The 14,477-nt window shown below is 54.3% G+C and carries 14 protein-coding genes; 6 read left to right on the top strand and 8 right to left on the bottom strand.

Going from position 1 to position 14,477, the window contains the following annotated elements:
* Window positions 1-26 precede the first annotated feature (26 nt).
* The gene (locus HALO_RS21585) at window positions 27-1,055 is read left to right on the top strand and encodes an acyltransferase family protein (protein WP_035582755.1); all 1,029 of its coding nucleotides are present in this window, start codon (window positions 27-29) and stop codon (window positions 1,053-1,055) included.
* Between the two features lie 49 nt (window positions 1,056-1,104).
* On the opposite strand, the gene HALO_RS21580 is transcribed toward HALO_RS21585, so the two are convergent.
* A complete protein-coding gene (locus tag HALO_RS21580) occupies window positions 1,105-1,728 on the bottom strand; it encodes a hypothetical protein (protein WP_035582757.1) in 624 nt (207 codons plus the stop codon).
* Between the two features lie 542 nt (window positions 1,729-2,270).
* Here HALO_RS21580 and glnA point away from each other — a divergent pair.
* The 4 genes from glnA to ntrC all read left to right on the top strand — a co-directional run bounded on the left by glnA (window position 2,271) and on the right by ntrC (window position 7,090).
* Complete coding sequence (gene glnA, locus HALO_RS21575; RefSeq protein WP_035582759.1) at window positions 2,271-3,677, top strand: glutamate--ammonia ligase; 1,407 nt, start codon at window positions 2,271-2,273, stop codon at window positions 3,675-3,677.
* A 119-nt stretch (window positions 3,678-3,796) separates the two neighbouring features.
* Window positions 3,797-4,357: a DUF4124 domain-containing protein gene (locus HALO_RS21570; protein WP_035582761.1), complete on the top strand. Its 561-nt coding sequence runs from the start codon at window positions 3,797-3,799 to the stop codon at window positions 4,355-4,357.
* A 250-nt stretch (window positions 4,358-4,607) separates the two neighbouring features.
* A complete protein-coding gene (gene glnL / locus HALO_RS21565; RefSeq protein WP_050714225.1) occupies window positions 4,608-5,666 on the top strand; it encodes a nitrogen regulation protein NR(II) in 1,059 nt (352 codons plus the stop codon).
* Window positions 5,663-7,090, top strand: a complete 1,428-nt coding sequence (gene ntrC, locus HALO_RS21560; RefSeq protein WP_050714011.1) for a nitrogen regulation protein NR(I) — start codon at window positions 5,663-5,665, stop codon at window positions 7,088-7,090. The genes glnL and ntrC overlap by 4 nt, the downstream gene beginning before the upstream one ends.
* 3 nt (window positions 7,091-7,093) lie before the next feature.
* On the opposite strand, the gene HALO_RS21555 is transcribed toward ntrC, so the two are convergent.
* From HALO_RS21555 to HALO_RS21530, 7 genes are all read right to left on the bottom strand, one after another.
* Window positions 7,094-7,966, bottom strand: coding sequence for a ChaN family lipoprotein (locus tag HALO_RS21555; RefSeq protein ID WP_050714010.1), 873 nt, complete (start codon window positions 7,964-7,966; stop codon window positions 7,094-7,096).
* Complete coding sequence (locus tag HALO_RS23170; protein WP_152561147.1) at window positions 7,950-8,123, bottom strand: DUF6435 family protein; 174 nt, start codon at window positions 8,121-8,123, stop codon at window positions 7,950-7,952. Before HALO_RS23170 ends, HALO_RS21555 begins: the two co-directional genes overlap by 17 nt.
* An 89-nt stretch (window positions 8,124-8,212) precedes the next feature.
* Window positions 8,213-8,740: a YqiA/YcfP family alpha/beta fold hydrolase gene (locus HALO_RS21550; protein WP_035582765.1), complete on the bottom strand. Its 528-nt coding sequence runs from the start codon at window positions 8,738-8,740 to the stop codon at window positions 8,213-8,215.
* A gap of 5 nt (window positions 8,741-8,745) precedes the next feature.
* A complete protein-coding gene (locus tag HALO_RS21545; protein WP_440870505.1) occupies window positions 8,746-8,847 on the bottom strand; it encodes an entericidin A/B family lipoprotein in 102 nt (33 codons plus the stop codon).
* Window positions 8,848-9,791: 944 nt separating this feature from the next.
* On the bottom strand, window positions 9,792-11,243 hold the full coding sequence (locus tag HALO_RS21540) for a sodium/glutamate symporter (RefSeq protein ID WP_050714009.1): 1,452 nt from the start codon (window positions 11,241-11,243) through the stop codon (window positions 9,792-9,794).
* A 112-nt stretch (window positions 11,244-11,355) separates the two neighbouring features.
* Complete coding sequence (locus HALO_RS21535) at window positions 11,356-11,895, bottom strand: phosphatase PAP2 family protein (RefSeq protein ID WP_050714008.1); 540 nt, start codon at window positions 11,893-11,895, stop codon at window positions 11,356-11,358.
* Window positions 11,858-13,021, bottom strand: a complete 1,164-nt coding sequence (locus HALO_RS21530) for a glycosyltransferase family 4 protein (RefSeq protein ID WP_050714007.1) — start codon at window positions 13,019-13,021, stop codon at window positions 11,858-11,860. The genes HALO_RS21535 and HALO_RS21530 overlap by 38 nt, the downstream gene beginning before the upstream one ends.
* 325 nt (window positions 13,022-13,346) lie before the next feature.
* Here HALO_RS21530 and HALO_RS21525 point away from each other — a divergent pair, with 325 nt between their 5' ends.
* Window positions 13,347-14,351 (top strand): porin, encoded by a 1,005-nt coding sequence (locus HALO_RS21525; RefSeq protein ID WP_035582773.1) that lies wholly within the window; start codon window positions 13,347-13,349, stop codon window positions 14,349-14,351.
* Window positions 14,352-14,477 lie beyond the last annotated feature (126 nt).

Genomic DNA, 14,477 nt, shown 5'->3' with positions numbered 1-14,477 from the left:
AGGAATAGGTAGCGGCGGGAGGCCCAATGCGGAAAATTGAAGAGATCTATTGGTTACGTGCTTACGGCTGTATAGCCGTTTTTTTGTTTCACTTATTAGATCACGTCAATCAACGCCTCGATAACGTTGCCACCGATTTGATGCGCATACCGCTGGTTTTGGGTACGCCGATTTTCCTGTTTATTGCGGTCTTTGTATTTGCCGTTCGCTACGACAAGGCCGTGCCGGAAGGTTTTCTAGCCCAGCGCGTTAAGTATGTGATGGTGCCGTACTTTGTGTATGGCTTTATCTATTCGACGGCTGAATGGGTAAGGCTGCAGGCCTCAGATGAGCCGGTGGGGTTTGTGGCCAATACCATTGAGTATTATGTCTACGCGGGCTGGCATGGCTATTTTTTGATCATCGCGATGCAGTTTTATGTGGCTTATTGGTTGTTTACCCGTTGGCAGCTGTGGCGCTTGAACCCGGTGCCGTGGCTGTGGGGCGCCTGTGTGATCAGCATGGCGTATTGGGGGCTGGCTTACTGGTTTGACGTTGACCTGCCCGGTTATCTGCTCTGGATTGCTCCACTGGGCTGGATCTATGTGTTTTTTCTTGCTCTGGTGCTGGTGCGCTACTACCCGCTAGCCCCTGAGAGCGTTATGTTGGCGCGGCCTGTCTGGATGCAACAAATGGCCCGCCCGTTCTGGTTAGCGCTAATGGTGGCACTGATTATTGCTGCGACCTTCGCTGGCTGGCTGGCCTTCTCTTCCAAAGAGGTATGGGTAATTCCTTTCTTCGTGCTGTTTACGCTGTGCGCCATGCGCTACTTGGCCAGGCGTCCTGCGCCTTTATGGGTGCGCCACATCAATGCGTATTCGTTCGGTATTTACTTGGCGCACCCTATGTTCTTTGTGCTCACCGATCTGGCGATTGAGCCTTTGTCGTTACCGGTTGGGGTGTATGCGCTGGTGCTCATAGTGGTGGGCGCAGTGGGGTCTGTGGGCCTTAATAAGCTGGCCAATACCACCACACTCGGCGCCATGCTATTTGGTAAGCAGTTGAAGGTCAGCTAGGCAGCAGCAAAAAAAGCAGTGACGGTAAGAGATAGTGATAGGGCCCGTGTCAAGGGCGCGTAGTGCAAGCCGCACCGGGCGGGGTAGGTAGCGAACAATCGTCTGGATCATCCATTTGGCTAAGCAGGTGGCCGCTGTAGGTTTTCAAGCGGGTGGGGCAGGCGTGTAAGCGCTGCAAAAAATCGACTATCGTGCTGTCATCGCCCAACTCAGGGTCAAACCCACCCAAGCGTTCAAGCCAGACGCGCCTAACGGCGATGTAGGGCGGCAAAATTAACGCACTTGCCAACAGGCGCCGCAGAATGCGTTCCGACAGCGATGGCCGGGTGAGGCCGATAATTAACGCGTCCAGGGTGTAAGTGTTGAGCTGTGGATAGAGCGCGCCCCAAAGTGCGGCAGGCAGCGGTTTTTTTTGCAGCGCAATGATGAGCCATTCGGCTTGACTGGCAAACGCGGCTTTATTAAGGCGAGCCCCTAGCGTTCGCGTTGGGGTAATCAGCGAGTGGGTGTGGTAGCGCTGTTCAATAGCACTCAGGCGCGCTTGAGCTTGAGTGGCTGTCACTAAAATGGGCAGCAAGTGGTCGGCAACACCTGACTCACGTATGGATTTTAAATGGCGTGGCAACATCTCACCCGTCACCATGGCATCAACGATAAAGCAGACCGATCCCATTTGCCGACTCCAATTGTGAGCTAATCTATCAATTTGTAATTTATTGTAGTATCTGGTTTATTTGGGTAGCAAGTAAAAAAACTTGCGAGCTAAAAAAGAGGGTTCAGTATATTTAGTGCTCTTTAATGGCGCATAAAGCATTATTTTTGTTCTATTTTGGTGCATTGAGGGGTTTTTAGCTGGCTTGAGACACCTTGTTTAGCCGTTATGCGTCATCAAGAGGCATTTAGCTTTATTTTTTATGATATACAAAACAATCATTTATTGTTTTTTTACGCCATATTGGTGCAGTGTTGGCATGAAATGTGCTTTGACTGTGTAGTAAGTTTTGAAGCGGCTAGTGGCCGTAGGCATAAGCCCTGCGGCATGCTAAAACGATAGCCGGTCTGAAATGCTCGCTGAGCGATTTGTTAAAAATGTCAGGCAAACGTTGAGCGAACAAGAATGACAAACGTGCGGTTTAGCACGTAGTTTGTCGAACAACACTTTTATCGGTAGCTTACTGTCGTTAGCTTTAAGCCACGCTCATACCGGAGGACACTATGTCAGCCAAGACCCTCGCGCTAATTGAAGAACATGATGTTAAATGGGTAGACCTGCGTTTTACCGACACTCGCGGTAAAGAGCAGCACGTTACCGTGCCTGCTCGCGATGTGGACGAAGAATTCTTCGAGAATGGCCAAATGTTTGATGGCTCTTCTATTGAAGGCTGGAAGGGCATCAACGAATCCGACATGATTCTGCGCCCGGAAGATGGTACTGGTTACCTGGACCCCTTCACTGAAGATGCCACGCTGGTTCTACGCTGCGACATCATCGAGCCGGCCACCATGCAGGGCTACGACCGTGACCCGCGCTCCATTGCTAAGCGTGCAGAGGCTTACCTTCAGTCTACTGGCCTGGGCGACACCGCTTTCTTTGGTCCTGAGCCTGAATTCTTCATCTTTGACGAAGTGCACTGGAAGTCTGATATCCAGGGCTCCATGTATAAAATCACTTCCGACGAAGGCGCTTGGGCAACCGACAGTGTCGTTGAAGGCGGCAACCTGGGGCACCGTCCGCGCGTTAAAGGCGGCTACTTCCCGGTTCCCCCGGTGGATAGCTTCCACGATATTCGTGGTGCCATGTGTAACACCCTGGAAGCGATTGGTCAGACCGTGGAAGTTCACCACCACGAAGTTTCCAACGCAGGTCAGAACGAAATTGGCGTGAAATTCAACACGCTGGTGAAGAAAGCTGACGAAGTGCAGGAAATGAAATACGTGATCCACAACGTGGCCCACGCGTATGGCAAAACCGCCACCTTTATGCCGAAGCCGCTGGTAGGTGACAACGGTTCAGGTATGCACGTGCACCAGTCGTTCTGGAAAGGCGGTGAGAACCAGTTCGCCGGTGACGAGTATGCTGGTCTGTCTGAAATGGCGCTGTTCTACATTGGCGGTATCATCAAGCACGCTCGTGCTCTGAACGCCTTTACTAACGCGTCTACCAACTCGTACAAGCGTCTGGTACCTGGTTTTGAAGCCCCGGTAATGCTGGCTTACAGCGCCCGCAACCGTTCTGCTTCAATCCGCATTCCTTACACCGCTAGCCCGAAAGGTAAGCGTGTAGAAGCACGTTTCCCTGACCCGACCGCTAACCCCTACCTGGCGTTCTCTGCCATGTTGATGGCGGGTATCGACGGCATCAAAAACAAGATCCATCCTGGCGATGCCATGGACAAAAACCTGTACGACCTGCCGCCAGAAGAAGGCAAGTCAGTACCGACCGTGGCGCATAGCCTGGATCAAGCACTGGAAGCACTCGACGCTGACCGTGCGTTCTTGACCGAAGGTGGCGTGTTCACCGACGAGATGATCGATGCCTACATCGAACTCAAAATGGAAGAAGTTGAGCGTATTCGCATGACTACGCACCCGATTGAGTTTGATATGTACTACAGCTGCTAATCAGCGTTTTTAACCCCTGGCTGTTTATCAGCCAGGCGGCGGAAACGGTGATTATTAATAGAACCTCGCTTCGGCGGGGTTTTTTATTATTGGGGCTTATAAGCAGTGCAAGGGGTGCGATGAGTAGGATCAATACAGTCGCGATGCGCGGCGTGCTGGTGACTCTTTTGGGCGCGACGCTTGCTGGCGCAGCCGTTTTGGCATTCGGGCAGACGGTATATCGAGTTACCGATGAGGACGGCAACGTGACCTTTACCGATGACCCTGGTCGCGGTGGTGAGGCCTTAGAGTTGTCGCCGTTGCCAAGCCTGCCGCCTGCATTAAGCGCGGCGCTCGTCAATTCTGGCACGAATGCGGCCCCATCAGCGCCACAGCGGCCGCGGGACAAGCCGGGGCAGCCCTTTATGCCTTATGACCATTTCTCGATTGCCCTGCCCCAGCAAGGCGCACGGGTGGAAGGTGGCATGACGGCGGTGGAGGTGGCCCTTGCGCCTCCGCTGCGCGACGATCACCAGGTGCGGCTGCTAGTGAATGGCGACATCAGCCAGTCCGCGCTGCACAGCGATGTCTTCTGGCTAACGGGGCTTCCACCGGGGCGCCACGAGCTTCAGGCAGAGCTACTGGATAGTCGTCAGCGTTTGCAGCACCGTTCGGCAGCCGTGACGATTACGGTTCCTTAAAAGCGTTTATACGTAAAGCTCGCGACTAAGCATTCCCTTCCGACGCGTGCGTGCACTAAAGTGGTGCGTGGGTAGGTGCATTTGCCGTCGTGGGTGCGCTAAAACGATTCGCCCGCGCTCCTTACGATGCCCGCAAGCCGTGCAAATGGGCATAAGTGCGTAATTGGCGCGCTTTTTGCAGTTCCCTCATTGATCATCCACCTGTAGGTCTGTATCGGCGATGGAAGACGCGATTTTTCAGGACACCACCATGCATCAGCGTTTGCTTGAACATCTCACCACGGCGGTATTGCTGCTAGATGGCGAGCTGCGTGTGCGCTGGATGAACCCTGCCGCTGAAGCGTTGTTAGCGGTCAGTCTTAGCCGTGTTCACGGGATCAGCCTGGACACGCTGCTCGGCGGGGATGAAAGCATTGACGATGTATTGGCCAAGGCCCGGGATGCCTTTCACCCTTATACCCAGCGTGAAGCGCGCATTACCCCGCTGAACAGTGAACCGCTCACGGTTGACTACACGGTCACGCCGTTATCCGACGATGAGCTGCTGTTGGAAGTGGAGCCGCGGGATAGGTTGATGCAGATTTCCCGGGAAGAGGCGCTCACTACCCGTCAGGAGACGATCAAGGTGCTTGCCCGCGGGCTTGCCCATGAAGTCAAAAATCCCCTGGGCGGCATCCGCGGTGCGGCGCAGCTATTAGAGCGGGATCTAGACGACCCGGCGCTGCGCGAATATACCCATATCATTGTGGAAGAGGTGGATAGGCTGCGCGATTTGGTCGACTCCATGCTCGGCCCTAACCGTATTCTTAAGCACGAGCCGGTCAATATTCACAAAGKGCTAGAACGGGTACGGGCGCTGCTGATTGCCGAGCACCCTTGCGTGACGATCAGCCGTGATTACGACCCCAGCCTGCCCGACCTTTCCGGCGATGAGTCACAAATGATTCAGGCGGTGCTCAATGTGGCCCGCAACGCGGTACAGGCCATGAGCGATGCGCAAACGTCTGAACCTACGCTAATACTACGCACCCGCGCCCGTCGCCAATTTACCCTCGGTGCGGAGCGTCACCGGCTGGTCAGTGAAGTCGCGGTGATCGATAACGGGCCCGGCATTCCCGTTGCGCTGCAGGAAACGCTGTTTTACCCCATGGTGTCGGGGCGCGCGGAAGGCAGCGGTCTTGGGCTCTCTATCGCCCAGTCGATTTTGCACCAGCATCAAGGATTGATCGAATGCGACTCACGTCCTGGACACACCGAATTTCGTTTATTGATTCCCATGGTTATTAATTTCACCGGAGAAGCGTCATGACTGAGGCTGCACGTAATGATGTTGCGCGGGTGGTCATTGTCGATGATGACCGCGCTATCCGCTGGGTGCTAGAGCGCGCATTAGCGCAACCCGACCTGGACGTTGAGTGTATTGAACGCGCCGACGTTGCCCTGACGCGTTTGCTGGAAAGCCCCCCAGACGTGCTGGTCACCGATATCCGTATGCCGGGTATCGATGGGCTTGATCTGATGGCGCGCGTGCGCGAGGCGCATCCCGACCTGCCGGTGATCGTGATGACTGCGCACTCCGACCTGGACAGCGCCGTGGCCTCTTACCAGGGTGGGGCCTTTGAGTACCTACCCAAGCCGTTTGACGTTGACGAGGCCCTGGCACTGGTGCGCCGCGCCGTGGCCCACGCCCGTGAACGCCAGCGTCCGGTCACCGTGCCGGAAGGCTTGAACGCCGAAATTATCGGCGAAGCGCCGGCAATGCAGGAGGTGTTTCGCGCGATTGGTCGCCTTTCCCACTCTCACATCACGGTGTTGATTAACGGCGAGTCGGGTACCGGTAAAGAGCGCGTTGCCCAGGCGCTTCACCAGCATAGCCCGCGGGCGGGTAAGCCCTTTATCGCGCTCAATATGGCGGCCATTCCCCGCGATTTGATTGAGTCTGAGCTGTTTGGTCACGAGAAAGGCGCCTTTACGGGGGCGGCCCAGCAGCGCCAGGGGCGCTTTGAGCAGGCCAATGGCGGCACGCTGTTTTTAGATGAAATTGGCGATATGCCGTCTGAAACCCAAACGCGCTTACTGCGTGTATTGGCCGATGGCGAGTTCTATCGCGTTGGTGGGCATACGCCGGTCAAAGTGGACGTACGTATCATCGCCGCTACCCACCAAAATCTAGAAGTGCTGGTGGATGACGGTCGCTTTCGGGAGGATCTGTTCCACCGCCTGAACGTGATCCGCATCCATCTGCCCAAGCTTGCCGAGCGGCGGGAAGATATTCCCCGCTTAACGCGGCACTTTTTAGCCGAAGCGGCGAAAGAGCTGACCACCGATATCAAGGTGCTGACCAGCGAAGCCGAGGCTCATCTGACACGCTTGCCGTGGCCCGGCAACGTACGCCAGTTAGAGAATATCTGCCGCTGGCTGACCGTGATGGCATCGGGGCGTGAAATTCTGGTTGAAGACCTACCGCCTGAGCTGCGTTCACCCAGCGCTTCCGAAAGTAGTGCCCACGGTGATTGGCGCACGGCGTTTCGCGACTGGGCGGATCATGCCCTGGCCGAAGGCCATMCCCACCTGCTGGAAGAAGCGGTGCCTGATTTTGAGCGGATCCTGATTGAGACGGCGCTAAAACATACCGGCGGGCGCAAAGGCGAGGCCGCCGAGCTGCTGGGCTGGGGGCGCAATACGCTCACGCGKAAACTGAAAACATTGTTACCGGCACTGGCTGACGAGTAATCGCTAGTCATCAGCGAGTATATACACCGCATCAGCTAGCGTAGGGTCGGGCAGAGTGCAGTCGCTCATTTGCCAGGGCAGCAGGCTAACGGTGTCGTTAACGCCCAAGGCGTTTAGCTGGTAGGCCACTCCCTCGTTATACGTGACGTGGCCAAGACCCATTAAGCCCACTGCCAGGGCGCCGCCCTCCGTGGCCTCGGCTAGGCGCTGGGCCATGGCGGTATCCCAGGTGAGCTGTGCCTGAATAAAATGCTCAAGTGCATCGGGAGCATCGCCCACGGCGTGCTGATTGAACACCTCGGTGAGCAGTAAGCGATAGGCGGCACTGGCGGGCTTGGGGGGCGAAATTGTATGACGCTCTTCAGCGGGTACGCTGCTCCAGCCATCATTGACCAGCCGCTGGCGTAGGTCGGGGGTGATATTAAGCGCGATTAGCGGTATTTGTGCCATCCGGGCAAACTCTAAAATCGGCATATAAAGCGCTGAATCAAATCCCCAAGTCTCGTCCCACTGAGTTTGTTCAAGCAGTGTGGCCACATCTAACTCATCAGCCACCCAGGCATCCAGGGCAGGCTGAGCGCTGCGCGGCAGCATTTCCAGGCCAATCACTATATCGTCACGTAACGCATGCAGACCCGCTAGGGTATGCAGCTGCCAGCGGTGGTGAGCTATTTCATCGTGCTGTTCACCCAGCAATACCACTTGTTGCTGGGCTGCAGTCGGCAGCAGCTCACTACTGGTGAATGGCTGTCCTTCCTGCCACCACTGCCCTGGGCTTGGGCAAACCGCCAGAGCTACGTTGGGCAGCAGGCTAGCCAGCGCTAAAGCCGCGAGTAGTTCAAAGCGTTGTCTATTGCGGTTATGGTGTCGATTCAATACGTCTGATCTCGGCAAGTAGCGCTTCTGCTTCTTCGGTAAGCGTGGCATTGGCGCGCATATCGCCATTGCGTGAAGCCTCCATTGCGGCTTGAAGTTTGCGTTCATACTCTTGCTGTAGCTTCTTTTTGGGGTCGCGCTTAAACATACCTAACATGAGCAATCTCCGTGCTATCAATGTGCTTGTGTACACTATTTGTATAGGTTTAGAAGGCTCTTGTCGAATGTTTGTTTTAGCTAGGCTGGCTAAGCGTATTGAGTAGGTGCGCCGCACTGGCGTAAAAAGCGCTCAAAATCGCATAAAATCGTATCCAGGCTGGCGTGCAGGCGATGATCGTCGTCTACCATCCGCAGCGATAAGCGCTGTAGGCGGGCACGTTCAATCACCGGTTCCGGGGCGATGACTTCATCCCGCCAGCCGTGAATGATATGGGTGTGCCGGGCCTGAATAGTCGGTGACGTTTCTGGATAGTCGTCTAACCCCAGCGCGGGTGCTAGCAGAAAGCAACCCAATACCGGCTGTTGAGCGCTAACCGCCGCGCTTAGCCAGCCCCCCAAACTTGAGCCTGCCAGTACACACCGGGCAGGGTCGTCACCGCGCTCGGCTAACACCCCTAATAGGTGTTGAAGGCGCAGCTGTGGCGCTGCGATGCCTCGGTAGTCCATGACCACCGGCTCACAGTCATCCAGTTTTTCCGCAACGCCTTTCAGCGCCTGGGTTTTGAGCGCTCCTGGCCCGCTCTCAAGGCCATGGGATAGATACACAGTCATCATAACGTTTAGCTCGCTGCGCGCTGGATGGCTTCGCCACCCTGTTGAAGGTCTTCACCCGCACCGCGAATAGTATTACAGCCACTGATCAGCAGCAGTGTCACCATCATGACAATGCCAAGCGCGATAGTACGTTTCGCGATAGTAGGTTTCATAGTGGTCCCCTTGAAAGTATCCGGCTAGAAATGAGTGGGTAGATAGCAAAATAACCCCTGCGATGACGATTCGCTACGCTTTGTGTCCCAAACCGGTGTGCTTATGTCGCATGTGCCAGTTCTATACATGAAAGTGGTTGCTGGGAGAGTGTTTTTTGACACATGGGTTTGTTTTTAAGTAATTGTTTTTAAAAGATTTAGTTGTTTATTGGCACGAGTTGGCGCAGCGCCTGCAGGTACTATGTAGCTACATAGATGTGAGCTACAAAGAAATGTATTAATGATTCAGTTGTTTAGCGTGTCAGTTGTTGAGAGTCAAACGTACAGATCAAGTGTCAGCAAAAACTGAGTGAGTGGGCTGACGGGCAGAAGGACGGCAGGGAGCCAATGAATTAACAGGACGTTAAAGGACAATCAGCCCACTCACTGGTTACAGCGCAGGGAGGCGCTGTCCATCACACCAAGGAGTGGACTGATGCGAAACGACCATCTCATGAAAATGAGGTGGTTTTTTCGCGTGGGAAAAATAATATAAGCGGTTGATTTTTATGTTTTTTTGTTGATTGGGCTACTTGCATTGTGTGCAACCCCACAGATTAATGCGTTGTTATGGTCTATCCTTCGGTGAAATCAAAAGGCAGCGGTTAGAAAACGTCAACGTAACGACCGCGCACTACCAGGGACAAGATTATGGCGATGGCATTGATGTTATGCATGTTTGTTTTGTTCTTAGGGTTCTCAGGGCTGGGCGTGTATATGATGTTTAAGACATCATTCATGGCTAGAATTGATGAGCGTGATGATATGCCGCCAGATGTTTAAAGTTATGTTTTTAAAGAAAAATAGCAACGCCCGCTGATGCGGGTGTTGCTATTTTGGGATGAAACTTTTGGGTTGTGTTAGCTCTTCCAGCGGCCTTTACCGCGATCAGGCACCATGCGCCCGAAATAAAGCAAGCCAAATGCTAGCCACCCTACTGTTAGCAGGGCGGCAAAGATCAGCACGGCTAAGGCGCCAAATTCGGCAATCAGTGGTAAGGCAGCGGCTGTAAAAAGCCCACCACCCACAATCGGTTCAAACATAAGCTGTTTATACCCAAAGCTCTCTAGCGCGCCAGACTCGTTTTTGGGGTCTGCCATGCGCATCAACAGTAGGCCGGTAACGGTAACCCCCATCGATTGACCAAAATCGCCCACCCCACGTTCAAACCAGTTTTCTGGAATCACTCGGGGGGCTATAACAATCAGCACGAAAAGACCCCAGGCAATACCCGCCACAGCGAGCAGCAAAAAGGGCAGAAAGTACTCGCCTAAGGTAGTCAGCGAGAGGGTGGCAAGCGCTGCCACGATGGTAAAGTCCAGCGCAGTGCCTGCAATGCGCGACATGGTTCGGCTAGATACATGGCGTTCTAGKCCAAACCGCATCACAATCAGCTGCACAATTACCCCMCCAATCATGGCAATAGGGAAAAGCGGAACATGGGCGAGGATTTCCAAGCCACCATCGCGCGCCCAGGTGACTTGCTCAATCCATTGCAGACCCGACAGAATTAGCCAGCCGATCACAATGGCGATGCCGACTAAGCCGATATGCAGGCTAAGCGGATCGGTGGYCCCCGCCTCTTGCGCCAAGTCTTTTTTAAATTCGCTGAATTCCGCGGTCGAAGGGCGCTCATCTTCACGCATTAATTCATCGGGATCATCCGGCTGGTTGCTCTCATCGTTGAGCTTGATAATCCCACGGCGCGCGGCAATATTGATCAACACTGTGCCAATCAACACCCCTGAGACGATACCTACCGTTGCGAGCCCTAGGGCTAAGTCGGCGCCTTCTTCGAAACCTAGCTCTTCAAAGGTGTCGGCCATGCCCGCTGCGGTGCCGTGGCCACCCTCAAAGCCGATTTCGATTAACGCCCCGACCATGGGGTTCATATTAAACACCGGTACCAACACCAGCAGCGCCAAGCTCAACCCAACAACATATTGGCCCCATGCCATGGTTTGCCCGACGACGACTTGCGGCCCCGCGCGCAACCAAATAGTTCTTAGTCCAGGTATCGCTTTACCAATAAACAGCGCCGCGAAGACAACATTAATCAACAGCCCTGGCAGCGCTGCCCAGCTCTCCTGCACATAGGCAGGAAACAGCCCAGGGCTTTCTTCGAAAAAAGTAGGCAGGGCATGGCCCAGCACATCGGGGCCCATMAGTAAGAGCAGTAAGCCGCCAATAACGGAGCTAGGTAGGAAGAGTCGTCTTAACCAGGGAAGCCATAGTCGCAGAGCATTGCTGGCTAACAGGACTAACGCAATGGCGACGAGCGCTATAAATAATTCACCAACCGTCATGGTCATCACATCACTCCTTGATGCTGACGCGCCGCTCTTAATGCTAAGCGGGCGGTTCAAAAAGACAGGGTTGAATTAACCATAGCGCCTAGTGACCAATTTCGCGAAAACAGGGGCGTTACCCCATCCAATACAGGCTGGCCAAGGCAAAAGCGTAGCCCATTGCGGCGCCTGCCAGTACATCGCTTACATAGTGCAGCCCTAACCCTACCCGTGAGATCGCTATCAGTAGCGTTAATGGCAACACCACCGGTAGCAGCCAGGGGGTGTGGGCGGCGACTAATACGCTAAACATCACCGCGTGCATGGTATGGCCACTGGGAAAGCTGTAACGGTCGCGGGCCGGTTCGCAGCACTCGATGCCTTCACCGTAAGTGATAAAGGGACGCTCACGGMATAAGCGGGTTTTCACCAGCCGATAAACGGCCACGGCAAACAAAGCGATGACGCTGTACTGCAAGACACGCCAGGCGCCATTAGGCTGGAGCCAGGGCTGGGCGAGAATCAGCAGCACCCAAACCGGCCAATCACCTAAGCGGCTGGCGGCCTGAAGTGTGATGCGCCAGGGGCGGTAGATCGATAGCCGCGATATGCGCTGGCAGAACTGCCACTCAATCAGGTCAAGACGGTCGAATACGACAAGCGGACGCGGGCGCATGATGAGCCTCCKGGGCTTGGTGTAGATAACGCAAAAATTGCTCGGCAATACCCGTCCAGCTCTGCTCAAGTGCGCGTAAGCGCGCCACCCGACCTAAACGAGCGTAGTCAGCGGGGTGCTGGCACAACTCCACCGCGGCTTGTTGAAACGCGGCGCTATTGCCAGCGGGTACGGTGACACCGTTGTGGCCGCTGTTAATGAGTTCGGCGCTGGCCGCATGATCATAGGCCACCACGGCCAAGCCGCTGGCCATGGCTTCTGCCACCACATTCCCCCAGGTTTCGGAAAGCGAGGGGAAAATAAACATATCGGCGCTGGCATAGTGGCGAGCAAGCGATTCTTGCCCCACAAAGCCGGTAAAATGCGCATCGGGCAGCGCCTTCTCCAGCTGTGCCCGTGCGGGACCATCGCCTACGATCACCTGAGCGATATCGGGGCGCACCTCGCGCATGGCTTGAAAGCTTTCATGTAGCAAGGTGAGGTTTTTTTCAGCGGCTAATCGTCCAACATAAAGCGCCACCGGCTGATGCTCGCCAACCCCCCAGCTTGTGCGTAATGAAGGGTCCCGGTGGGCGGGTGAGAAGCGCTCACCATCCAMCCCCCGTGACAGCACATGGACATCGCGTATCCCCTGACGCTGCAGCGCTTTTGCTTGCTGGTGGGTAGGCACTAAGGTCAGGTCGCAGCCGTTATGGAAGTAGCGTAGGTAGCGGCGTGTGGTCGAGGCCAGCCAGTTGACGCCGTAATCTTCACAGTAGTGGTCGAAGTTGGTGTGCCAGCCCGCTACCAAGGGAATATTGAGCTGCCGCGCCGCTTGGCGGGCCGCCCAACCGAGAGGACCTTGGGTGGCGACGTAGATGATGTTTGGTCGGTGCTTACGCCAAAAGCGGCGCAGGGTAGCGGGCCTAACCAGCCCCACCTGGACATCGGTGTAACCGGGTAAGGCAAAGCGTTGCACCTGTAGCTCGCGGTTAATACCGGTTGCATTACCCGCGCCCCTGGGACGTGGGCGAATCACATCAACCGGCACTCCTTGCCGGTTAAGTTCACAGCTTAACCGGCTCAGTGTATGGGCTACGCCATTGATATCCGGTGACCATGTTTCACTAACGATGCAGAGCCGCATGAGCGATTCATCCCTTTATCACGTTTTCGAACAGTGTGGGTGGGGCGAATGACACTGCCGAGACAAACAGGTGAATAAGTGATGACACGCTTAAACAAATAGGCTAAGCGATAACGTGCTGAAGCTACCTATTCTAATATCAGTTTAATGTTAAAATTGGATGGCAGTTTTATTTAAACTGCCTATGAAAAATAAGTTCCCAAAAAATTAAAACTTTAAAGTAAATGAAATATAACTCCTTTAAGGTTTGCTGCGTTGAGGCGTTATTCGTCCTTCATTGTGCCTTCGCAAAGCGCAAGTATTAACTACTTCAATGGGAACGATCATGTTTAAAAAAACGACTCTGGCATTAGCCGTTAGCGGTTTATTGGCCGCCTCTGCAGCACAAGCTGCCACTGTTTATGACCAAGACGGTACCGATCTGGAAATCTATGGCCGCATCGCTATGGGGATTGATGGCGGCGGTGTTGATGACGGTGTTGATAACGGCGAAGAGTTCCGTAATTTCGGCTCCCGTCTGCGGATTACCGCCGGCCATCAGATCTCCTCTGACCTGCGTGCATTCGCCCGGGTAGAGTGGCGCTTTACGGGTGATGAGCGTAATACATCTTCTGGTTTCGATGAGGTGCGTAACAGCTACCTGGGTCTGGAAAGCCAGCAGTTCGGTACTTTCATGGCCGGTAATTACAACAGTTTTTACGATAACTACGTTATGACGCCGTTCGATGTCTACGTTGAGCGCGGCTACGAGTTTGCGGGTGGTGGTACCCAGGCACGCGGCGACTCTATTGGCTATAAAACGCCTGAAATGAGTGGTTTTCAGGCGGTTATTTCTGCCAAGCACTTCTCTGAGCGTGGKTTGACTGAAGCCGAGCAGACTTCTGAAGGATCCGTTATCGCCACTCAGGGTGGTGTTGTCTACGAAACAGGCCCAGCTCGTTTAGCGCTTGGCTATGTGGAAGATACGGTACGTGGTGGCGGTAACGGTGAAGTGCGTTATGGCGCTACGGGCGAGTTTGCTGTTACAGACGCTTTCGCTGCTCGTGTAGGTTATGAAACCCGCGGTGATGACGATGTTAACGGTGGTGGTTTCGATAAAATCGGCGTTGGTGCTACGTACGCCATCGATTCCTGGAAGTTCTTCGCCGATTACTACAACATCGACGTAGACGGCGCTAGCGATGAGCGTAACGCTTGGGCGCTAGGGTCAATGTACAAGCTGTCTAGCAATTTCGATATGTTCCTTGAGCTGAACGATCGTAACCTGGATGCTGTTAATGACTTCGAAGAAGATATGTACTACGCATTAGGCGCTCGCTATCACTTCTAATTAATAGAGTGATGTTAGCGGTAGTGTTGCATTAGTTTTTGTATTAGTTCTTTAGCTTTTAGTTAGCTCGCATGTTTCGATCTTTACCGGTGTGGATAATTCCACMCCGGTTTTTAGCGTATTTAT

This window comes from Halomonas sp. R57-5, assembly GCF_900070345.1.
GTDB lineage: Bacteria > Pseudomonadota > Gammaproteobacteria > Pseudomonadales > Halomonadaceae > Vreelandella > Vreelandella ventosae_B.
Note: the sequence above shows the minus strand (reverse complement) of the source record. Positions and strands in the feature narration are given on the sequence as shown.